Source organism: Vannielia sp. ABF1_015, assembly GCF_056160745.1.
This window is the reverse complement of sequence record NZ_JBSWXT010000001.1, coordinates 833,473-854,998: the sequence shown is the minus strand read 5'-3', so window position 1 is coordinate 854,998 and position 21,526 is coordinate 833,473. Positions and strand designations below refer to the sequence as shown.

General features: G+C 62.8%; 16 protein-coding genes. 8 read left to right on the top strand and 8 right to left on the bottom strand.

Translation table 11 applies throughout. The features are described 5' to 3' along the window. Positions 1–9: 9 nt before the first annotated feature. A complete protein-coding gene (locus tag ACXAG6_RS04410) occupies positions 10–5,478 on the bottom strand; it encodes an alpha-2-macroglobulin family protein (RefSeq protein WP_475335391.1) in 5,469 nt (1,822 codons plus the stop codon). 255 nt (positions 5,479–5,733) lie between these two features. Here ACXAG6_RS04410 and ACXAG6_RS04405 point away from each other — a divergent pair, with 255 nt between their 5' ends. Beyond that, positions 5,734–7,986 carry an ATP-binding protein gene (locus tag ACXAG6_RS04405; RefSeq protein ID WP_475335389.1) on the top strand — a complete coding sequence of 751 codons (2,253 nt, stop codon included), beginning with the start codon at positions 5,734–5,736 and terminating at the stop codon, positions 7,984–7,986. A 33-nt stretch (positions 7,987–8,019) separates the two neighbouring features. Here ACXAG6_RS04405 and yaaA read toward each other — a convergent pair whose 3' ends face one another. The 3 genes from yaaA to ACXAG6_RS04390 form a co-directional block, all read right to left on the bottom strand. After that, positions 8,020–8,796: a peroxide stress protein YaaA gene (yaaA, locus tag ACXAG6_RS04400; RefSeq protein WP_475335387.1), complete on the bottom strand. Its 777-nt coding sequence runs from the start codon at positions 8,794–8,796 to the stop codon at positions 8,020–8,022. Between the two features lie 99 nt (positions 8,797–8,895). Beyond that, the gene (recQ, locus tag ACXAG6_RS04395; RefSeq protein WP_475335385.1) at positions 8,896–10,953 is read right to left on the bottom strand and encodes a DNA helicase RecQ; all 2,058 of its coding nucleotides are present in this window, start codon (positions 10,951–10,953) and stop codon (positions 8,896–8,898) included. A gap of 43 nt (positions 10,954–10,996) precedes the next feature. Beyond that, positions 10,997–11,287, bottom strand: a complete 291-nt coding sequence (locus tag ACXAG6_RS04390) for a YggT family protein (RefSeq protein ID WP_475335383.1) — start codon at positions 11,285–11,287, stop codon at positions 10,997–10,999. Between the two features lie 121 nt (positions 11,288–11,408). Between ACXAG6_RS04390 and ACXAG6_RS04385 the strand changes: the two genes are divergently transcribed. Next, positions 11,409–11,948 (top strand): acyl-CoA thioesterase, encoded by a 540-nt coding sequence (locus ACXAG6_RS04385; protein ID WP_475335380.1) that lies wholly within the window; start codon positions 11,409–11,411, stop codon positions 11,946–11,948. A 36-nt stretch (positions 11,949–11,984) separates the two neighbouring features. Here the strand turns inward: ACXAG6_RS04385 and ACXAG6_RS04380 are convergent, their stop codons facing one another. Together ACXAG6_RS04380 and ACXAG6_RS04375 are read right to left on the bottom strand one after the other, a co-directional pair. Next, positions 11,985–13,352 carry a mechanosensitive ion channel family protein gene (locus ACXAG6_RS04380; RefSeq protein ID WP_140012790.1) on the bottom strand — a complete coding sequence of 456 codons (1,368 nt, stop codon included), beginning with the start codon at positions 13,350–13,352 and terminating at the stop codon, positions 11,985–11,987. Between the two features lie 78 nt (positions 13,353–13,430). Further along, positions 13,431–13,991: a hypothetical protein gene (locus tag ACXAG6_RS04375; RefSeq protein WP_475335378.1), complete on the bottom strand. Its 561-nt coding sequence runs from the start codon at positions 13,989–13,991 to the stop codon at positions 13,431–13,433. Between the two features lie 73 nt (positions 13,992–14,064). Here ACXAG6_RS04375 and ACXAG6_RS04370 point away from each other — a divergent pair, with 73 nt between their 5' ends. The 4 genes from ACXAG6_RS04370 to leuD all read left to right on the top strand — a co-directional run bounded on the left by ACXAG6_RS04370 (position 14,065) and on the right by leuD (position 17,008). Further along, positions 14,065–14,595, top strand: coding sequence for a hypothetical protein (locus ACXAG6_RS04370; RefSeq protein ID WP_475335377.1), 531 nt, complete (start codon positions 14,065–14,067; stop codon positions 14,593–14,595). After that, the gene (locus tag ACXAG6_RS04365; RefSeq protein ID WP_475335375.1) at positions 14,595–14,804 is read left to right on the top strand and encodes a helix-turn-helix domain-containing protein; all 210 of its coding nucleotides are present in this window, start codon (positions 14,595–14,597) and stop codon (positions 14,802–14,804) included. Before ACXAG6_RS04370 ends, ACXAG6_RS04365 begins: the two co-directional genes overlap by 1 nt. A gap of 192 nt (positions 14,805–14,996) precedes the next feature. Then, entirely contained in the window at positions 14,997–16,403 is a 1,407-nt protein-coding gene (gene leuC / locus ACXAG6_RS04360; protein ID WP_475335373.1) for a 3-isopropylmalate dehydratase large subunit, read from the top strand. After that, positions 16,403–17,008 (top strand): 3-isopropylmalate dehydratase small subunit, encoded by a 606-nt coding sequence (gene leuD, locus ACXAG6_RS04355; RefSeq protein ID WP_475335371.1) that lies wholly within the window; start codon positions 16,403–16,405, stop codon positions 17,006–17,008. The genes leuC and leuD overlap by 1 nt, the downstream gene beginning before the upstream one ends. Before the next feature lie 66 nt (positions 17,009–17,074). Here the strand turns inward: leuD and ACXAG6_RS04350 are convergent, their stop codons facing one another. After that, complete coding sequence (locus ACXAG6_RS04350) at positions 17,075–18,274, bottom strand: TsoY family (seleno)protein (RefSeq protein ID WP_475335368.1); 1,200 nt, start codon at positions 18,272–18,274, stop codon at positions 17,075–17,077. A 438-nt stretch (positions 18,275–18,712) separates the two neighbouring features. On the opposite strand from ACXAG6_RS04350, the gene ACXAG6_RS04345 reads away from it, so the two are divergent. Together ACXAG6_RS04345 and ACXAG6_RS04340 are read left to right on the top strand one after the other, a co-directional pair. Next, entirely contained in the window at positions 18,713–19,567 is an 855-nt protein-coding gene (locus ACXAG6_RS04345) for a hypothetical protein (protein ID WP_475335366.1), read from the top strand. 98 nt (positions 19,568–19,665) lie between these two features. Continuing rightward, positions 19,666–20,616, top strand: coding sequence for an endonuclease/exonuclease/phosphatase family protein (locus ACXAG6_RS04340; protein ID WP_475335363.1), 951 nt, complete (start codon positions 19,666–19,668; stop codon positions 20,614–20,616). On the opposite strand, the gene ACXAG6_RS04335 is transcribed toward ACXAG6_RS04340, so the two are convergent. Further along, positions 20,536–21,456, bottom strand: coding sequence for a Rossmann-fold NAD(P)-binding domain-containing protein (locus ACXAG6_RS04335; RefSeq protein ID WP_475335361.1), 921 nt, complete (start codon positions 21,454–21,456; stop codon positions 20,536–20,538). The genes ACXAG6_RS04340 and ACXAG6_RS04335 overlap by 81 nt on opposite strands. Between the last annotated feature and the right edge of the window lie 70 nt (positions 21,457–21,526).

Here is a 21,526-nt window from a genome sequence, read left to right as displayed (position 1 = left end):
GCCTGCACATCACTCCACCACCGTCACCCGGCCAGCGTCGGTGCGGGCACGGAAGGCGGGGCGGTACATATCCTCAACCGATGCCGCCGGGTGGTGATAGTGGCCCGGCGAAATGGCGCGGACGATATAGGCCAGCTTGAAGGGCTTGTCGCTGCGCCAATCCACCGCCGAGAGGAAGCGTTCTTGCCGGAACTCGGAGTGCCGCGCCGAAACCGTCTTGAGCCAGCTCAGCTCGCGGATATCACCGGAGCGGATCAGCGAAGGGTTGTCGATCTCAAAACCGGCAGGCAGGGCATCATCCACCATCAGGCGGGCGTCGCGCCGCCCGAAGGGTGTGACGGTGAGCACCACCACCATGCGCTCGCCCGAGGGCACGGCACCGAGGTCCACCCCCATGCCGTCCATGGTGTAATACTCGCGCTCGATTGTGTAACCGTTGCCGCCTGCGGGCTCAGGCTCCGTCGGCACGCCAAAGGTGGTGAGGGTGAGCGTGGTGGTCTGCCCGCTGTCGTTGCGGATGTCCACCGGCTGGCTTGCCGTTTCGTCGGCCAGCACCTCCACCAGTGGGCCGTTCACCGGCTGTCCGTTACGGGTGAAACCATCGCGCGGTGCAGCGGAGATCAGCGCCTTCGCGGCCATCAACGTCCAAACCTTCTCTTGCGTCGAGCGATAGCCGGTTTGGCCCGTCACCCGAACGGAAAGCGCTTCACGGTTGATCACCTGCGTGCCCGCTTCTGCCGCAAGCGCCAGCACCGCAGCCGCATCGCGCAGCTTGGTGCCGTAATCGTCACGCCAATAGCTCGCCGGTTCAGTGCCGGTATCGGCCACCATCTGCGCAGCGGCACGGGTGAACATTGAATCCGCGCGCGTCGGGTCTCCATAGAGCGAAAGCGCGGTGGCCAATTGGGCCGCCCCGAGTGGCGTGGTGAAGGCTTCGGCCTTCACATCGGCATAGTAGCGCAGATCCCCCATCGAGGCCGCGCCCTCGCGGGCCAGCACCATCAGCGCATAGGCAATACTCTCGCCGCCCTCGTCGAAGTCTGGTGCGTAGTTGACCTTGTTGCGCAGGTTGTCGAGCGCATTGCGGAAGGCGATTGCGGGCACATCGTAGCCCTGCGCCCGTGCGCGGCTTAGGAAATCGGTGACATAGGCGTCGAGCCAGAAGTCGCCATCGCCCGCGTACCACAGGCCGAAGCTTCCCGAGGCCGCTTGCCGCGCGAGGATACGGGTGATCGCCCGCTCCACCCGCTGGCGGTTGTCGCCACGTTCTTCCAAGCCCATCGCGCGAGACACCTCATCGAAATAAAGCAGCGGCATGGCGCGCGAGGTTGTTTGCTCGGTGCAGCCGTAGGGGTAACGGTCGAGCGCGGCCAGCAGGCCGGGCACGTCGAACCGGCCAAGCGGCCCGAGGGCCAGAGTGGCCTTGCCTGTGCCGGTTTGAAGCCCGGTAAAGACATCGCGCGAGAAGGTGAAACTCTGGCCCGAGGCAAGCTCGAAGCGCGATGTCCGCGAGATTTCGGGGTCGTTCACCTGGATTGGCAGGTTCAGCGGCTTATTGAGCACCTTGCCTGAGGGCGTGGTGAGCGCGATGTCGATCGTCGCCAGCCCCGGGTTGCCCGCCACCACGGTGAGCGGAAGGCGGATGGTCTGCCCCTCCGCGAGATCCATCGTGGAGGTCGCACCGGTAGGCAGGGTGACGCCGTGGCCAGTGATGGAAAGGCCGATTTGGCCTGTTTCGCCGGAGGCGTGGGTGATTTCGAGCAGCATCCGCCCCTCGTCGCCCGGGGCCATGAAGCGTGGCAGCGAGGCTTGCAGCACCACCGGATCACGCACAAGCACATCGGCGGAGGCTTCGCCAACGCCGGTCTTTGTCCATGCGACGGCCATCAGCTTAACGGTGCCGTTGAAGGAAGGCATGTCGAAAGAGGTCCGGGCGTAACCGTCGGGGCCGACTTCGAGCGGGCCGGAGAAATAGGCAACCAGTTCCTCGGTCGGCGGCGGAGACTGCATGCGAGCGTTGGCCGCCGCGTCACCGCCGGAGCGGATCTCGCCCATGGCACCGTTCATCCCGTCGATAAGCCGCCCGTAGATGTCGCGCATCCCCATTCCGAGGCGGCGCTGGCCGAAGTAATGGCCGGACGGGTCCGGCGGGGTGAAACCGGTGAGATTGAGGATGCCCTGATCCACGGCGGCGATGGTGACGTGGGCGGTGTCGCCCGGGGCCACGCCCTCAACCTTCAGCGCCACCTCAAGCGGGCTGCGGGGTTGGGATTCGGCGGGCACGTCGAAGGCCACGGAAAACGCCTTGTCACCCGGATCGACCGAGGCGTGAGACAAGCCCAGCGCCCGAGCGGGACCGCGCTTGTCGACCACATCCATCGGACGGATCACGGTGGCGGTTACATAGGCACCTGCGCCCCAGTCGTCGGTGACGGGGAGTTGCACCAGTGTATCGGTCTCGGCATCCACCTCGACCGTCTTCATGTCGATCAAGCGGTTGGAGACAACCGTGACCAGCGCCTTGCCTGAGTAGCGCGGCACGATCCGGAGTGTGGCCGTGTCGCCGGGCCTGTAGCTTTCAGCGTCGAGCGAGACCTCCAGCGTATCAGGGGTGGAGGACACATCCACCGGCGCATACCAGCCGGCATAAAACTCATAGGAGGCAGAGATAAAGTCGCCATCCAGCCGCTCGACAACCAGCTCGTAGGTGCCCCAGTCAACCGAGCCAGACACCTCCAGCGGTGCCTCGCCCAACCTGCCCTCGCCCACGGCGATTCGTGTGCGGCGGGTGATCGGCTCCCAGTTCCATGCTCCATAGGAGGAGTACCACTGGTAGCGGCGCGAGATGCGGTTCAGCGTCCATCTCACCTGCATCTCGGTTGGCTCAAGGTCGGCCCCCAACGCGATGACTGAGAAAGCGGCTTCGCTGCCTTCAGGCAACACGCCTTCGCTGGCGGGCTTGATACCGATCATGGGTTTGCCGGGGCCCGTGACGATTGCCTCGCGGCGCTCCACGGGACGGCCAGAACCTTCGGCCACGCGGACGGTGAGGCGCGCTTCGATGGGGCCGTCGAAGCCATCCATATCATCGGGCATGGTCAATGCCAGCGTCGCCTTGCCATCCTCGCCCGTGGTGGTGCCGTTCAGATAGCTGGTTTGAGGGCCGGTGCCATTGTTCTCAGTGCCGAAGTACACATTTGGGAAACCAGCAATCTGACGACGTGGCGCAATGCGTAGCTCGCCCTCGACGGGCAGGTTGGCACCGGGCGCGCCAAAGAGATAGCGCACGTCCACATCCGCCACGGATTCGCCTTCGGTCAGCCCTTCGGTGGGCAGCTCCAGCGAGAAGTCGATACGTTCCGGCAGGAAATCCTCAACCAACACAGTTTGCGTCGCGATCGGCGGCGCTTTCGGGTCGCTGTGAAGGGCGATTTTCCATGCGCCGCGCGGGGCGACGCCCGAGGTCGGCATAGAGAACACATGGCCGCCATTCACACCCCCGGGAGAGAAGTGGCGTGCGTATTCCACACCGTCGGGTCGGGTGAGGATGGCCGTCAGCGGCAACCCTTCGATGGCGGTGGCTGTGGCATCGCGCAGGAGCGCGGTGGCATAGATGGTTTCGCCCGCGCGGTAAGCCCCTCGATCCGTCGTAAGGAAGGCATCGACCGCCCCCGCCGGCTCGCGGCCTTCAACGCCCCGGTCGGACAGGTCAAAAGAAGGATCGGTCAGCGATAGGAAGCCCATGTCGTCTTCGCCGTTCTTTACCAGCACCATCGCAGGCGCTGCGCCGCCGCGGCCCAGCGTGAGGCCCGGCTCAAAAATGGCATAACCCTGTGCGTTAGTCGTTGCCGTGCCCAATTCGCGGTTGGAGCGCGACAGAAGGGTGACGGTGAGGCCCGCGAGCGGATCTGCCGAGGTGAGCGAACGGGTGAAGATGTGCAACCCGTCAGCACCAGACATGGAGGCAAGGCCGATGTCGGAGATCACGAACCACTGAGTGGCCGCCGGGTTGTCGTAGGGATCGGAGCCACGGATGGCGGCCTTCAGGGCGTAGACGCCGGGGGGCAGATCGGCGATGGCCTCGGCCATGGGCAGGCGCGTCGTGACATCCTCGTTCAAGCGGCGTTCCATATGGCCTGTGCCTGTCCACACGGTCTCGGCAATGTTGCCATCGAAGTAGTCTTCTTCCCACTCGTTCAACGGGCGGCCAAAATAGCTTTCCTGGATCACGCGCAGGAGGTTTCGGTCGGAGACACGGTTGAGAGTAAGGTCTACCTCTTCAGCGTTAACCGTGACGATGGGAATGCCCGCATCTGCGGTTTTCGGCAGAACATACGCCCGACCGGGGAAGCGCACCTGCGGATCGCGGTCGCGGACGTAAAAGGAAAGCTCAACATCCTTTGCCATCTTCTCGCCCGAGGCCGAGGGGAGGCCGGCGCGAAGCACCACGCGATAGCGCTCACCATGAGTCAGCCCTTCGATGCAAAGTTGATTGCCCGAAGGCTCGGCGGTGAAGGAGGTGCCGTGGAGCTGCACATAAGGCGCATAATCGGTGCCGCTTTCAGCCAATCGCTCAGAGAAGGTTGCGCAGACACGAGGTACTTCGGGGTTCGGATCCACCTGATGCTCAGTGACACGGAAGCCATATTTGCCAATTGCATTGTCCAACGCGGCCTGTGTGCCCGGGCTGGGCAACACCGATTGTGCAAGCCGAAGGGTCGGGATCATATCGCGGCCACGGCGCGCACGCTCCAATGCGGAGGCGAGGATGGTGAGCGCGGCGGATTGATCCACCGGCGTGTCGGCACGCAGGTAGCCGTTAATGGCTGCATCCAGGGCCCGGCGCTCATACTGGCGCTTGCGAGAACTGGTGTTGTTCTCTGCCTTCGCGTCGAGCGCGTAGCGTGCGTAGTCAATCCACTGGTCGTCACGGTCGGCCAACACGATGGCCGGGCCCATCCACACCATGGCCTCGCGCAGATTGCCGCTGCGAGCAGCCTCCAGCGCGCCCGTCTCAAGCCTGTCGATCGTCCACCCCGCGGGCGAGTGGAGGCCGGCCATGCCAGCTGCGAAACTGCGGGCGCTCGGGATATCGCCAGACCGGAGAAAGTCCAACTCATCGGCCCGGGTGCGGGCCAGCGCCACGCGGCCCTCAGGCTCGGTGATGACCGTGGCCGATTGGGCGCCCTCATAGGGCTCGCGCCGCTCTACCGCCCGCTTTGGAAAACAGGAATTTGAGCGGGCGTTGAAGGTGAAGGCTGTGCAGGCGGCATCGGCCATGCAGGCGGTGCGGCAGGCGTCATAAGTGGTGTCGAAGAGTGCACGCAGATCGGCCCCATAGAAGTCTACGTCCTTCTCGGGCACCAGCCTGCGCTCGGGGATCGGCGCGGGGGATGTTGGCCCCTGTTGCGCGGCGGCGGGCAAAGCGGTGGTGGCAATAGCGAGAAGGCAGAGGAAGGGCGCAAGTATGCGACGCATGGGAAATGACCTCGGATCTGAAATGCGGATAATCCAAAGCAATGGTGACACGCGCCCCGTGTTCGAGTCCAGTGGCGGCGCGCGGATGTGAACGGTCTTTCTGACGTTAAGACAGTTTAAACTGTATAGGGGCAAAACCTGTGTGAGGTGCGCCTTAACCATGAGTCCCAAGGTCACCTGGGCCACGGGGAGCGTGTGATGTTACTGACGGACAAGCTGGCTAGAGAACGGCGAGGCCGCCTTGCCGCCGAGAGAATGCTTGAGTTGAAAAGCCGGGAGCTGATGGCAGCAAACCGGAAGCTCTCAGATCACGCTCTCAAACTTTCCGATACCATCATCGCCCAGCGCGAAGTTGTGGCCACCACCCGGGCACAGGCCCACGCGCTGAAGGAAGAAGCCGAAACCATGAAGGGCGTGGCGCAGGAAACCCGCGCCAACCTCGTGAAGGCCGAAAAGGCGGTGACGATTGCTGAGCGGCGGCTGTGGGATTCGGTTGAAACGATCACTGACAACTTCGCCGTATTTGACGCGGAAGACAGGCTGGTCGCTGCAAATACTGCCTGGTTGAACCTGTTTGACGGCCTTGAAGATGCGCGCCCTGGCCTGACCTACATGGATATGTTGCGCCTAATGATGGAGGAAGGGCTGGTGGACCCGGGCGAGAAGCCGCCCGGCGACTGGATCATCGAGATGCTTGATCGCTGGGACACACCCGAGATTCCCGACATTACAATTCGCACATGGGACGGACGGCACATGCGCTTGCATGACCGGCGCAGCGCCAATGGCGACATGGTCTGCCTTGGGATCGACGTCACGGGCGAAATGCGGCGCCAGAAGGAACTGCGAGAGGCCCGCGACGCTGCAGAAGCCGCGACCAGGGCAAAGTCTGCCTTCTTGGCAAAGATGAGCCACGAGTTGCGCACCCCGATGAACGGTGTAGTCGGCATGGCTGATCTTCTTCTAGATACGGATGTCGATGAAGAGCAGGCGCTATTCATCCGCACCATCCGCAACTCCGGCGAGGCGCTGCTGGAAATTATAAACGATGTGCTGGATTTCTCCCGCGCCGAGGCCGAGAAGATGGAACTGTTCCCCGAGTCTTTCGACCTTGAAGGGATGCTTTGCGAGGTGATCACCCTGTCGCTTCCTGTCGCACGAGAGCGGGGGCTGGATCTGCTGCTCGACTACGCACCTGACGCGCCGGTGATGGTTACGGCAGACCCGAAACGGCTAAGGCAGGTTGTGGTGAACCTGCTGGGCAACGCAATCAAGTTTACTGAAACAGGCTATGTGCGCATTGGCGTGCGGGCGGCACCTCCAAGGCAGGACGGCCAGCACTGGGCCTTGCAGATTGCGGTTGAAGACACCGGCATCGGTATTCCCAAAGACATGCGCAGCCACATCTTTGGCCAGTTCAATCAAGTGCAGGATGAGAAGAACCGCCGCTTTGAGGGCACCGGGCTTGGGCTGGCCATTACCCGTCAACTGGTAGAGCTGATGGGCGGGCAGATTGGCCTCGTCACCGAAGCGGACCGCGGCACGACCTTTACCGTCGATCTCTCGCTCGAAGCCGAAGCGCCTGCCTTTGGGTTAACGCCGTGGCCGGCAGACGCAGGCCCACGTATCGTGGTCGCCACCGCCTCCCGGGCCAGCGTTCGCATGGCTAAGAACAGATCAGCCATGACCGGGATGGAGATCGAGGTAGCGAGATCGCGCGATGTGTTGCGCAGCATTCTGGCAGAGGGCGCCGAACCAGATATGGTTGCGATCGACAGTGACTTTTGTGACAGCAACCCGGCCGCCCTTGTGCGGGAATTGCGCGGGATGTGCCCTCGCAGCCAGTTCCTTTGCGTGATCCGGCAGGGCCAACAGGGCGTGCGCGCAGCGCTGGCGGGCAGCGGCGTCGATCACTTGCTGCACTACCCCTATCGCAATTCCGAAATCGCCGAAATCTATGCCGCCCTAAACGAAACACCGCTCCGTTTCGCGCCTGAGGCTCCGCCGGAAGGAGAAACCGCCAACGCGCCGAGCAACAGTAATCCAACGCCCCCCCGCGCGACTGAGAAGGTGATGCGAATTCTGGCCGCGGAAGACAATAAGACCAACCGGTTCGTCTTCTCCAAAATGCTGAAGAGTCTTTCGGTAGATCTGATCTTCGCGGAAAATGGGCGGCAAGCGGTAGAGCTTTACAAATCAGAGCGTCCCGACCTTGTTTTCATGGATATCTCGATGCCCGAGATGGACGGGAAGGCCGCCACCCGGGCGATCCGCGACTTGGAAGATGCGCAGGGCTGGCACCGTGTTCCAGTTGTGGCAATGACGGCTCACGCCCTTGCAGGGGATAGCGACGATATCCTGGCCGCGGGCCTTGATCACTATCTCACAAAACCTCTGAAGAAGCGGCTGATCCACGAGCAAATCGCCATCCATGCGCCCGCTGGCGTTGAGCCGTTTGACCCTCCACTAACCGCTAGCGAAGCGGTTGAGGGTGCCATGGCCGGCTAAAGTTCGGAAGATGAAACGCTGCGATAGGCAGGGTCAGGCCGTCGTATCGGGTCGCGAGAAGGTGGGAGCTCCCGGCTCGGACAGGTCGGGGCGGAAGCGATAGCCGCCGGTGTCGAACCCCTCAAGCACAGAGGGATCCATAAGACGATGACGAATGACAAAACGAGCCATGGCACCGCGCGCCTGTTTGGCAAAGAAGCTCACCTGCTTGGGGCCGCCCGGCTTTTCTTCAAGAAACCGCGGGGTGACAACGCGAAGCCCGTCTAGCGCCGAGGCGTCAACCGCGCCGAAGTATTCCTGACTGGCGCAGTTGACCAACGTATCGGTGCCAAGCGCGCTGGCCTGAGCCGCCAGCTGCTGCGCGAGACGATCACCCCAATAGTCATAGAGGTTGGCCGACCGGCCAACTTTCAGCTTGGATCCCATTTCCAGTCGGTAGGGTTGAATCGCGTCAAGTGGGCGCAGCAGGCCATAGAGGCCGGAAAGTATGCGCAAGTGCTCCTGCGCCCAATCCATTTCATCAGGGTCTAGCGATGCGGCTTCAAGCCCGGTGTAGGTGTCGCCCGCAAAAGCCAGCGCTGCGGGCCGGGTCGCTTCCGCCTCGGGTTCCGGCGCATAGGCCCGGAACCGCTCTTGGGTCAACTTGGCGAGATCGGGCGAGAGACCCATCAATTTTTGCAGATCAGCACGCGACAGTTTCGCCCCGGCCCGAGCCAGCTTTGCAGCATCGTCGGGGAAGGCCAGAGAGGTCTGGGTTAGATCGCGCGGCTGCCAGTCGAGCCGCTTGGCGGGGGATATCACAATAAGCATGAGAGGGCTTTTAGCCGCTGGTGCGGAGGAGGGAAACAGGCGGTAACGCTGCGGCCCCGTTGTGATCCGCACAGCACCTGTGACGCAGCCGAAGAGCCGCTACTCGGAAGCCATTACAGCGAGAAAGGCACGGCCAAATCGCTCGACGTGCCGCTCGGTCATGCCCTGCACCCGCGCGATCTGCTCAATCCCGGCAGGCTTTGCCTTGACGATGCGCCGAAGCAGCGCCGTATCACAGGACAGTGGCTTCTCGGTGCCATCCTCGCCCCTATACAACTGCTGCGCTGCCGCTTGGAGTCGATCAAACGCATCACCCTGCCCACGCGCAGCCAACTCGCGCCGGGCGGGGTGCATCTGCGGCGCATCCTGCCCCATCAGCACAGCAAGGAAGTCGGCGCCATAGCGCTCCAGCTTCTTGGCCCCGATGCCGCTCACCTGCGCCATCTGGTCAAGCGTTTCGGGCCGCTTCTCAACCATCTCAATCAGCGTCCGATCGGGAAACACCACATAGGCGGGCACGCGCTGCGCCTCGGCCAATGCTCGGCGCTTGGCCTTAAGGGCGGAGAGCAGCGGCGCGTCCTCCTCGCTCACCAGCGCCTTCACCGCCGGGCGGCGCGACGTGTCGGCCCGAGTCAGCGAGTCGCGGCGCAGTGTGATGGTTGCCTCGCCCCGCAAGATCGGTCGTGCCGATACTGTCATTCGCAGCGCACCGTGGCGCTCTGGGTCCGGGCGCATCAGGTCGAGCCCCATCATCTGCCGAAACACCGCCTGCCAGACCTTGCGATTGTGCTTGGTGCCGACGCCAAAGGTGGGCAGGTCCGCGTGGCCGCGTTGACGAACCTTGTCGGTTTCGATGCCCAGCAGAATGTCGATCAGGTGCCCAGCGCCAAACCATTCGCCGGTACGCAGGGCGGCAGAGAGCGCCATGCGGACGGCTTCGGTGCCATCAAACACCTCCGGCGGCTTTTCGCAAAGGTCGCAATTCCCGCAATCGCCGCTCTCTTCGCCGAAGTATCCCAGCAGCAGCTTGCGGCGGCATCCCTGCGCCTCTGCCAGCCCCAGAAGCGCGTTGAGCCTGCCATGGTCTGCGACGCGGCGCTCCGGCGGAGCGAGGGATTCATCCACCTGAGACCGGCGCAGGCGGATATCATCGGGGCCGTAGAGTGTGAGCGTATCGGCGGGCAGGCCATCGCGCCCGGCGCGGCCAATTTCTTGGTAATAGCTTTCGATCGACTTGGGCAGGTCGGCGTGGAGCACCCAGCGGATATCCGGCTTATCGACCCCCATGCCAAAAGCGACCGTGGCCACCACGATCAGCCCGTCTTCGGCCTGAAAGCGGCGCTCGACCTCGCGGCGCGGCTCAGCCTCCATCCCGGCGTGATAGGCCACAGCCGTGTGACCCTCGGCGGCTAAGGCGGCAGCAATGCTCTCGGTGCGCGCACGCGTGCCGCAATAGATTATGCCTGCCTGACCGCGCCGAGCCGCGGCAAAGGCGAGCATCTGGTTGCGCGGCTTGTCCTTGGCTTCGAAGGCGAGGCGGATGTTGGGCCGATCGAAGCCGCGCAGGAAGGCGCGGGGGGCTTTACCACCGAAGAGCCGGGTGACGATTTCTTCTTGCGTTTCAGCATCCGCCGTGGCGGTGAAGGCGGCGAGCGGCACGCCCATGCGAGCGCAAAGCGGGCCAATTTCGAGGTAGTCAGGGCGAAAATCGTGGCCCCACTGGCTGACGCAATGAGCCTCGTCGACGGCGATCAGCTGCACGCCAGCCCGGCGGAGCAGGCGTTCGGTCCCGGAAGAGCGCAGCCGTTCTGGCGCCATGTAAAGGATCTTGAGGCTGCCCGCGTCGATGGCGGAAAACACCGCATCTGTCTCTTCTTCGGTGTTGGCCGAGCAAAGCGCACCGGCTTCCACCCCGAGGCCACGCAACGCCGCCACCTGATCGCGCATCAGGGCGATCAACGGTGAAACAACCAGCGTCGCCCCCTCGCGGCACAGCGCGGGAAGCTGGTAGCAGAGCGATTTGCCACCGCCGGTGGGCATAATCGCGAGGGTCGGCTCCCCTGCGAGCACCGCGCTGACAATCTCCTCCTGCCCAGGCCGGAACTCGGGGAACCCGAAGACAGAGTGCAGAAGATCTGAAGGGGAGGCAGAGGGCATGGCGTCCCATACCCTTGTCACCGCACGGGACTCAAGCAGCCAGTCAGACCAACTGCTGAAACACGCCCGGCAGGATGATGTTGCGAAGCGCGATCACGATGACGAAAGCAATCAGCGGCGCAAGATCTAGCGCTCCGGTGTCGGGCAGCACCCGGCGGATTGGGCGGTATACTGGCTCAAGCAGCCGGTTGAGACCATCCCAGAGCTGATACACCAACGGCTGACGCAGGTTGAGGATCTGGAAGGAAATCAGCCAGCTCATGATGACGTGGGCCAACATGATGAAAAAGACAACCCCGAGGATCAGGTCGAGCACTTGATAGAGCATCAGCATGGGCGGGTTCCTCTTTATGGGCCGCGACAGAGGTATTCATGGGCGCGCAAGGTTGCAACCGGGTTAAACGTGCCGTGACGTCGCGGTTGACGCTGGCGTTCGGCAGCGCAGTTTGCGCGGCATGTATCCATTTGTCCGTATGGCCAAGGAGCTTTGGCTCGCAGGCCGCCAGCCCGCCCTGCCACTGACCGGCACCCACATCAGCCACCATCGCTGCTGGCCGTGGGATCTGGACTTCTGGATGGAGTTGAACAACGGGCGCACCCTTACGCTCTATGACCTTGGCCGCATCCCTTTGGCCCGGCGCACCGGGCTGGTGACTGTGCTACGCAAAAAGCGCTGGGGACTGACCATCGCCGGGTCGGTGGTGCGCTACCGCAAAAGGATCACCGCGTTTCAACGGTTTGCCACCCACAGCCGGATGATCGGGTGGGACCATCGCTTTGTTTATATCGAGCAGAGTATGTGGCGCGGCGACACGTGTTGCGGCCAAGCGGTATTTCGCGGTGCGGTCACCGGGCCAAAGGGCATCGTGCCGCCGCAGGAAATACTGGCGGAATTGGGCGCGGCAGCGGTGCCTGAAATGGCTCTCCCCGATTGGGTACAGGCCTGGATCGCGGCAGAAGATGCCCGGCCATGGCCACCGGAGCGCACTGCGTAACGGCATCGGGTGGTGGGTAAATTGCCCACCCTTTGCTCAGTCTGCCTTGCCCGCCGCCTCCCTTGCCACCGCATCGGCGGGCTGTGACGGGTCTTCATCTTCCAGCATCCGCACTTCGCGCTGGGGGAAGGGAATGGAAATGTTGTGTTCCTTAAAGCCATCCCAGAGCGCCAGATAAACATTGCCCCGAATGTTGGTCAGCCCGCCTGTCGGGTCTTCGATCCAGAAGCGTAGGATGTAGTCCACCGAACTGTCTCCGAAGCCGACGATATGGCACACGGGCGGTCGCCAGCTGAGCACGCGGTCCACCGATTTCGCGGCCTCGATGGCAATGCGGCGGACCTCGTGCGGATCATCGTGATAAGCGGTGCCAAAAAAGATATCGAGCCGTACAAAATCGTTGGAATGCGACCAGTTCACCACCTGTTGGGTGATCAGGTCTTCGTTCGGGATCAGGTATTCCTTGCCATTGCGCGTGGTAATCGAAACGTAGCGCGCGCCCAGCGAATTGATCCAACCGAAGGTTTCACCCACGGTAATCACGTCACCCGGCTTGATGGACTTGTCGAGCAAGATGATGACGCCCGAAACGAGGTTGGACACCACCTTTTGCAGGCCGAAACCAAGGCCAATACCAATAGCGCCCGAAAGCACGGCAAAGCCGGTGAGGTCGAAACCCACGGCCTTGAGACCGAGGAAAAAGGCAGCCCCAAAAAGAACGATCTGCAAGACCTTGATGATCAGTTCCTGCATCGAGGGCGAGATGTCTTTGTTCGTGCGGATCTTGCCTTGCGCGGCCTTCAGGATAATACGGGCGAAGAAGAACAGGAGCCCCGTGATGATGAGCGCCTGCAACAGACCAAGGATGGACAGGCGGAACTCGCCCACCTCGAAGGCGACGCTGTCGAGCACCGTTTCAGTGCTCGACCAGAGGCCGAGGAAATAGAGCGTCACCCAGATCCAAGCGCCCCAACGCACCAGCCTTTGCAGGAAGGTGTTGCGGATGAAGCGTGTCGTAAGGCTGATGAGCAACCAAGCGGTGGCGATCGTAGCTGCGATGCTGACGATGTAGCTGCGAGACGGCCAGGTGACCTGCTGCATCACTGCCACCGTGCCCCATGTCGCAAGGACGAAGAAGATCAACGTCAGCCGGTTGTGAATGATCAACAGCAGCCGCAGCTGCCACTTGGGCCGGCCTTCCAGCGAGCGCATCCAGGCTTTCATGCGGGGCGAGAGCCAGACCCGCAGGAGGAAGGCCAAGACGACGAGAGCGACGATGATGCCGAGTTGGTAGAGCCGCCACGGCTGGAGCATCGTCGTCAAAAGCGCCTCGGCCCGCCCCAGCAGGCCGGTCACTTCGCTGTGCAGTTGCCCCAGTTGCAGCGACTGTTGTTCGGGATCCATTGTGCTCCGCCCTTCGTCGCCATGGTTGCATGGCGTCCGTCGATCGGGCAAGTGCCCGCGATCCCCGGGCTTTTCACTTCAGCGTGGCTTGGGCGGTGCAGGGGTGCAGGGCCCGATGGCGGAGTCGGTGCCTGCTGCTCTTGCGAGGTCAGCCACCGTCAGCCCGCGGATCAGCGGCAAGAAACTCGCGCCGCCGTCGAGGCTAACGTCGGCAGAGATGGTGGCCTCAGGATCTGGGCCAGACCTTGCCCCGGTGCTCCTGCTGCATCCGGTGAGGCTCAGCGACAAGGCGCCAGAGGACTGGCCAGGCGCCTCCCGCTTCCAACGCGCCGCCCTGTCTTGGGCCTCGCGCATGGTTTCGGCATCCGGTTCGGACAGGCGCCACAGGGTGCCGCTCGGCACTAGCTCAAAAGTCTCGGCCAAACGTTCACCGGTGTCCCTGCGAATGGCGGAGATCGACAACACCGCGCCGCCCGGCTGGATCGCCAGCCCCTCCGGCAGGCGCAGCCGCGCCGCAATGGCCGCAGGGTCGGCGGTGAGCGGATCGAGCCGTGAGAGACGCGCGGCGGTGACGGGGTTAAGGGTGGTGCACGCCGCGAGGGACGCGGCGAGGCAGATCGCGGTGAGAAGGCGCTTCATCTGGATTATCCTTGATTCGAGATATTTTTAATGTATTACAATAAATATTGGATGTGAAAAGGGGTATTCTCAGGTGAGCAACACTCTCTCTGTTAGCCGTTGGGCCGCTGTGCTCCGCGTTCTGACATTCATCGCGATGGGCATCCTGATAGCCGCGCTCGTCTTCGCCATTGCATGGGCTGCATTGCCTGCCGAGTTGCGCCGCGCAGCGGGGATCGAGCCGGGGGTGGAGCTTTCGCCGCTGCACAGGACGAGCGTGGCAGCGCTCGGCGCCCTACCTTCCCTCGCCCTGCTCTACGTTCTGCGTGAGATGGCGCGGCTGTTCGGGCGCTACGCGCAGGGTGAGACGCTAACCCACCACTGTGCTGCTCATATCCTGCGGATCGGCACCGGCCTGCTTGTGGCAGTGGCGTTGGAGCTTTTGGCCCGCCCACTTCAAACCACGCTGGCCAGCCTCGCCAACCCACCGGGCGAACGGGTGCTGGCCATCTCGCTGGAGGGCGCCGATCTTGGGCAGGTGCTTGCCGGCGGGCTAATGGTGGTGATCGGCTGGGCCATGCGCGAGGCTGCCGTGGTGGCGGAAGAGAACAGGGGCTTCATCTGATGGAAATCGTAGTGCGGCTCGACGTGATGTTGGCCCTGCGCAAAATGAAGAGCCGCGAGTTGGCCGAGCATGTGGGGATCACCGAGCAAAACATCAGCCTGCTGAAATCGGGCAAGGTAAAGGGCATTCGCTTCGAAACGCTCGCGCGCATCTGTGAGGTGCTGGACTGTCAGCCGGGCGACTTGCTGGAGGCGGTCGCAACACCGTGAGTCCTCTTGCCGCAGGGCGCGGGCAGGTGTATCTCCCGGCCCATGACGCAGGTTTTCGATATGGACGACCGGGCCCGCTTGCCGTGGCGGTTCTTTGGCGCGACCCTGACGATTCTCGCCTCGCTATGAGCCGTGGCGCCCTCTGTGCGCCCTCCACAGTCGAACCCCCACGCACATCAAGGGAGAGGACCAATGTCCCCCAAGACACTCTATGACAAGATATGGGATGCCCATTTGGCCCATGAGGCCGAGGATGGCACCTGCCTGCTCTACATCGACCGGCACCTGGTGCACGAGGTCACCAGCCCGCAGGCCTTTGAGGGGCTGCGCATGGCAGGCCGCAAGGTGCACGCGCCTGACAAGACCATTGCCGTGCCCGATCACAACGTGCCAACCACCGAAGGCCGCGATGACCCGGCGCAGATGACCGAGGACAGCCGCATTCAGGTGGATGCGCTCGACAAGAACGCCAAAGAGTTTGGCGTGCATTACTACCCCGTCAGCGACGTGCGGCAGGGTATCGTGCATATCGTCGGCCCCGAGCAGGGCTGGACCCTTCCGGGGATGACGGTGGTTTGTGGTGACAGCCACACGGCGACCCACGGCGCCTTCGGGGCGCTGGCCCACGGAATCGGTACCTCCGAGGTGGAGCATGTTCTGGCCACGCAGACGCTGATCCAGAAGAAATCGAAGAACATGAAGGTGGAGATCACCGGCAAGCTGCGCCCCGGCGTGACCGCCAAGGACATCACCCTGTCGGTGATCGGCGAGACCGGCACCGCCGGCGGCACCGGCTACGTGATCGAATACTGCGGCGAAGCGATCCGCGACCTTTCGATGGAAGGCCGCATGACGGTTTGCAACATGGCGATCGAGGGCGGCGCGCGAGCCGGCTTGATCGCGCCCGACGAGACCACCTACGAATACGTCAAAGGCCGCCCGCATGCACCCAAGGGTGCCCAATGGGAGGCCGCGCTGGCCTGGTGGAAGACCCTCTATTCCGACGATGACGCGGCATGGGACAAGGTGATCACCATCAAGGGCGAAGACATCGCCCCGGTCGTCACGTGGGGCACCTCGCCGGAAGACGTTCTGCCAATCACAGAGGTTGTGCCAGACCCGTCCAGCTTTTCCGGCGGTAAGGTCGAGGCGGCAAAACGCTCGATCGAATACATGGGCCTCACGCCCGGCCAGAAGCTGAGCGACATCGAGATCGACACCGTGTTCATCGGCTCCTGCACCAACGGACGTATCGAAGACCTGCGGGCGGCGGCTGCCATCCTGAAGGGCAAGAAGATCAAGGACGGCATGCGTGCCATGATCGTGCCCGGATCGGGCCTTGTGCGCGCACAGGCCGAGGAAGAGGGGCTGGCGGATATCTTCAAAGAGGCCGGGTTTGAGTGGCGCCTTGCGGGCTGCTCGATGTGCCTCGCGATGAACCCCGACCAACTGGCCGAGGGCGAGCGCTGTGCTTCCACCTCGAACCGTAACTTCGAGGGGCGGCAGGGCTACAAGGGCCGCACCCATCTGGTGAGCCCGGCCATGGCGGCCGCGGCGGCGGTCACCGGCAAGCTGACTGACGTGCGGGAGATGATGTAATGGAAAAATTCGACAAGCTCACCGGTATCGCGGCGCCCATGCCGCTGGTGAATATCGACACTGACATGATCATCCCCAAGGTCTTCCTGAAGACGATCAAGCGGTCGGGCCTCGGGGTGAACCTTTTCGACGAGATGCGCTATGACCGGCAGGGCAACGAGATCGAGGATTTCGTGCTGAACAAGCCGGCCTACCGCGACGCCAAGATCATCGTGGCGGGCGACAACTTTGGTTGTGGCTCGTCGCGCGAACATGCGCCGTGGGCGTTGGCCGACTTTGGCATTCGCTGCGTGATCTCCACCAGCTTCGCCGACATCTTCTACAACAACTGCTTCAAGAACGGGATCTTGCCCATCATTCTGCCGCAGGAAGACGTCGACAAACTGATGGACGACGCCGAGCGCGGGGCCAATGCGGTAGTGACTGTTGATCTAGAGAAGCAGGAGATCACCGGACCGGATGGTGGCACGGTGACCTTCGAACTGGATGCCTTCAAGAAGCATTGCCTGCTGAACGGGCTGGATGACATTGGCCTGACGCTTGAGAAGGCAGCAAGCATCGAAAGCTTCGAAGAGAAGGCCGCACAGGCGCGGCCCTGGGTCTGACGGGCCGGCACAGATACGAGAAAGGGGGCCTCTTGGGCCCCCTTTTTTGTTGTCTTTCAGTTCGAGTCAGGCCGCCAGTGCGACCGGGGTCTTCTCGCCACCGAAGTGCTTGGCATTGAGTTTGAGCACGAGGGCGATGGTGGCGACCTGCAGGGTCAACGCCGGTACGGTGGCCGCCCAATAGACGGCCGAGAACTTTTCGATCACGCCCGAGCCGACAAGGCCCTTGTTCACGAAGAACTGGAGCATCACCGAGAGCGCAACGCCGGGACAGACCAGCGCGTAGCTAACGGGCGAGCGCTCGGGGCCAGAAACGAAGCGGCCGAAATAGCCGTGCCCTTTAAGCACGACCCAGCCAAAGAGCGCGGTGATGAGTTGTAGCGCCAGCAGGGGCAACAGCAGCAGGAAGCTGGAGGCCGGGCCGCTGTGCACATCGAAGTGGACGTGCAGACCATGGGCCTGCCGCAGCCAGGCGATGGCGATGACCGTCAGCAGCGGGATGGCGACCCAGAGGGTGGGCGCGGCCTCTGCGTTGGCGCCATGCTCCATCATCGCGCGCATGCCGAGCAGGAAAGTGACCGCAGCGATGACGATGGCCAAGAGGATAAAGAAGCTCGACAGCATCAGCGAGATCGCAACCGTGGCTTTTACTGCGCTCATCGCAGCGGGGGCGGCGAGCCCGACGCCGATCATGGCGAAGGCGAAGCCCGGCAGCTTCTGTGCAAAGCTGTTGTTGGCGGCGCAATCGAAGCCGCCCTTGGTCAACCGCTCGGAGAGGAATGCGCCGTAGAGCTTGAGCCCGTAGATGCCGATGGCCGCGAAGGCCAGCATGGCGAGCGGGAAGAGGTATTCAACCACCGACCAGAGACCAGGCACAAATACCAGGCCGAGGATGAAGCCGCCGTTCACTGCCATGGCCAGCGCCAGAGGCACCGCCATGAGTTGGGTGCCCGCGTTGGAATGCAGCAGCTTGGAATAGGCCTGCGTGCGGCGGAATTGGGCGAGGGTACGCAAGTTCCAGATCAGAAGTTTGAACATTTGGAACGCGAAGAAGGCGATTCCCACCCACGCGGTGACGATCATCGCCTGCTCAATCGGAGTGCCTGTGGCGAAGGCCGCCATGATATCTTCGAACACCGGCACCGACTGGCCGGGGTGCGGCACCCAAAACATGAGGTAGAGGAAGAAGGTTACGGTTAGACCGCCAGCGCCGAGAGCGGCAAGGAAATAGAGGGGCACGTAGCCCGTGCGGGACTGGGTTTGCATGTCGGGTCTCCTTGAACGAGTCTCCCGATTTATACATTCACATTACTGAATGTGATTTGATCCATGTCAATCCGCCTTGCACCGCGGGGCAAGGGTCATCGGCTCGATCATGGCGATGGGCTATCTTGGAGGCGCAACCAATTCTGGCAAACAAAGGCCTTCCAACGGGGCGCTTGCGTTGGATTATGCAGCATCCACAACATCTTGCGATCTTGCCTCGGGTGGCCACCTTTCTGCCCGCAATTTGATGCAAAGCCGCACCAGTTGGCCCGCGAAACCGCCCAATTGCTTTTGTTAACCTTAACCGAAGCTTGTAGCGCGTAATGAAAGACGGCAAAAATTGGGCAAGTTTGAGGCATACCGTCACAATCGGCGGAACTCCGCGGAAACGGGCCATCGGCAATGTATCGAGGCTGGCCGTCGGGAAGGGATTGAGCAGTGATCACACGGATCACAGGCGCCTTGGTGCGCGCAGGACTGGTCGCGTTGCTGATTGCAACGCCCTCTCTGCTTGTGCCCCGTGTCGGGCCTGATGCGGCGCAGGTCACAGCCCTTCTGGCGCTGTTTGCTGCTGGCCTTACAATCTTTGAATACGCGTCAAACTACCCCAGCCTCGTGGAGTTCCGCGATGCGCCACCGTTCAACCGGCTGCGTTTTGGCTCCCTGTTCATCACCGTATTCCTTCTGACAATGCTTTGTCGTGGTCAGGTGGATGAAAACGGGCTGACGATTTTCACTGAAGCGGTGGGGCGGCTCATCGGTGGCATCATCGATTTCCCCTACAGCCCGGTGCAATTGGTGATCCTCAGCCTGCCGCCGTCAGTGAGCCCTGAGCATGTGGAGTTGGTCCGCTCCGCCGCGGGCATCGCATACCTGACCTCCCTGATCTCTCTGGCGATCTTCGTCATCTACATCCGCGCCGGTGGCTGGCCCACCCGCTCAGGTGCTTTCAATGTCTGGGTGAATCTTCCAACCTTCGACCCGACAACGGGCGGTGACGTGGTGGATCGTCTCAACCGCGACGCGCGGCTCAACATTGGCCTCGGTTTTCTGCTACCCTTCATCGCACCAGCGGTGGCCAAGATGGCGGCAGTGGTGTTCAGCCCGCTTGCCATGGAAGCTCCGCAAACCCTGATCTGGACGATGGCGGCATGGGCTTTTCTTCCTTCCTCGCTCTTCATGCGTGGCATCGCAATGGGGCGCATCGCTTCGATGATCGAGCAAAAGCGCCGCCGCACCAGCGAAGCAAAACAGGCCACTTCCGGCGTTTCCGACACACTGGCCGCCGCCTGACACTCGCCGCAATCGCGGCTCTCCTGACGTGTCCCGCCGGGGCGGAAACGCTCCGGATCGCCACTTTCTCCCCTGAGCTGACGCGCAAAGGGCCGGGCTTGCTCCTGCGTGATATCCTGCGCGGCGATGATCAGGTTGATGCAGTGGCGGAGGTGATCCGGGCTGCAGGCGCTGACGTGCTGCTACTGACCGGCATAGACATGGACAGGGAGGTTGCCACGCTTACGGCGCTCACCGACCGCTTGTCAGAGTCAGGCACCCCCTACCCTCACAGCTTCACGACAACTGGGAACACCGGCCTGCGGACTGGCGTCGACCTTGATGGCGATGGCAGGCTGGAAGAACCCGAAGATGCACAGGGCTTTGGCCGGTTTCCGGGGGAGGGCAGCATGGCAGTGCTCAGCCGCTACCCGCTAGGCCCGGTGCAAGAGCTGACCGATCTGCTCTGGCGCGATCTGCCGGGCGGCGATCCTTGGTTTGCCTCTGATGAGGCCGCAGCGGTGCAGCGGCTTTCCAGCGTCGCGCATTGGGACGTGCGGGTGGAAGTGCCCGGCGGCCCGCTTCACCTACTCGCCTTCTCCGCCACCCCCCCGGTGTTCGACGGGGAGGAAGACCGCAATGGCCGCCGGGCGGAGGATGAGTTGAGGGTTTGGCAGGTGTATCTCAATGGAGGTTTGAACGGCCCACCTAACGGGCCTGCAGTGATCGCTGGGCGGATCAACGTGGATCCGGTGGATGGCGAGGGCCGTCGCACGGTGCTGCGCGCAATGCGCAGCGGGCCGTTGCAAGACCCGGCCCCCGATGGGCCGGGCGGTGTGGCCGAGGCAGACGCCCGCCATAATGGCCCTCCGGGGCAGGATACCGTCGATTGGGATGGCCCCGGCAACCTCCGGGTGGACTATGTGCTGCCGCAAGCCGGGTTGAAGGTGGCGGAGGCGGGCGTTCTATGGCCGTTGGAGGACCAGCCGCTAAACGGGCTGAGCCTTGCCACAGCGCGAGCGGCCTCGCGCCATCGGCTCGTCTGGGTCGATCTGGTGCTCGACCGCTGAAGCGAGAGCTTCAACAAGCGGCGTGGGCTCAAACTCTGGCATAACCTCGGCCAACGGTGCCGGGTCAAGTCGGTGCGGCTGCTTCCAAAGATAGGACATTTCCACCAAATGGCGCGCCATCGGCCAAATCGGTGAAAGCAAGCGCAGCGGCCACCATTGCATCCGACGCAACGAAAGGCGACGGCCCGTTGTTCGCTCCAGCGCTTCATGCAGTTCGGCGCCCGTGAGGGTATAGCCCGCAAAGGGCACGTCAGCGAACCTTGGCAACCTGTCACGCTGCTCCACCAGCGCCACGGCGGCACGCGCCATATCGGGCAAATAGGCCCAAGCGTGTGCGCGGTCGGTTGGCCCCGGGTATATAAAGCGGGCACTGGCGAGTTGCGACACCATGATCTTGTCAAACCAGTTGCCTGACGGCTCGGTGTCGAGAAAGTCTCCTGCCCGCAAGAGAATGGTGCGCACACCCGACGCGGCATATTCGGCCTCCATCTGTGTGCGCAGCCGTCCGAGCGTGTTGGTCGCCTCATGGGGTGTGGAGGGTGAAAGTAGGGATGGCGCCGCAAACCCATAGGGATAAACGTTGCCCGGGAGCAGAACGGTGGCTCGCGTGGCTTGGGCAACCTCGATGATCTGAGCGGTCTGCCCTGGTAGATCCCGCGACCAATGCTGGTAGGGCGGGTTCCAACCATTCACGATGACATCCGCACCCCATGCCGCTTCCCACAGGTCATCACGGGCCCGGTCGAACAAGCGCACGCGCCACCCGGCCTCGCAAAGGGCCATATGCACGTTACGCCCGAAGCGGCCATTAGCACCAAGTATGAGGGCAGTCTGGGACATCTGCTTTCTCCGTGTCAGCGATTGACGCGAGGACATTCCGCTATTCATAGGCAAATGTGAATTGTATAAA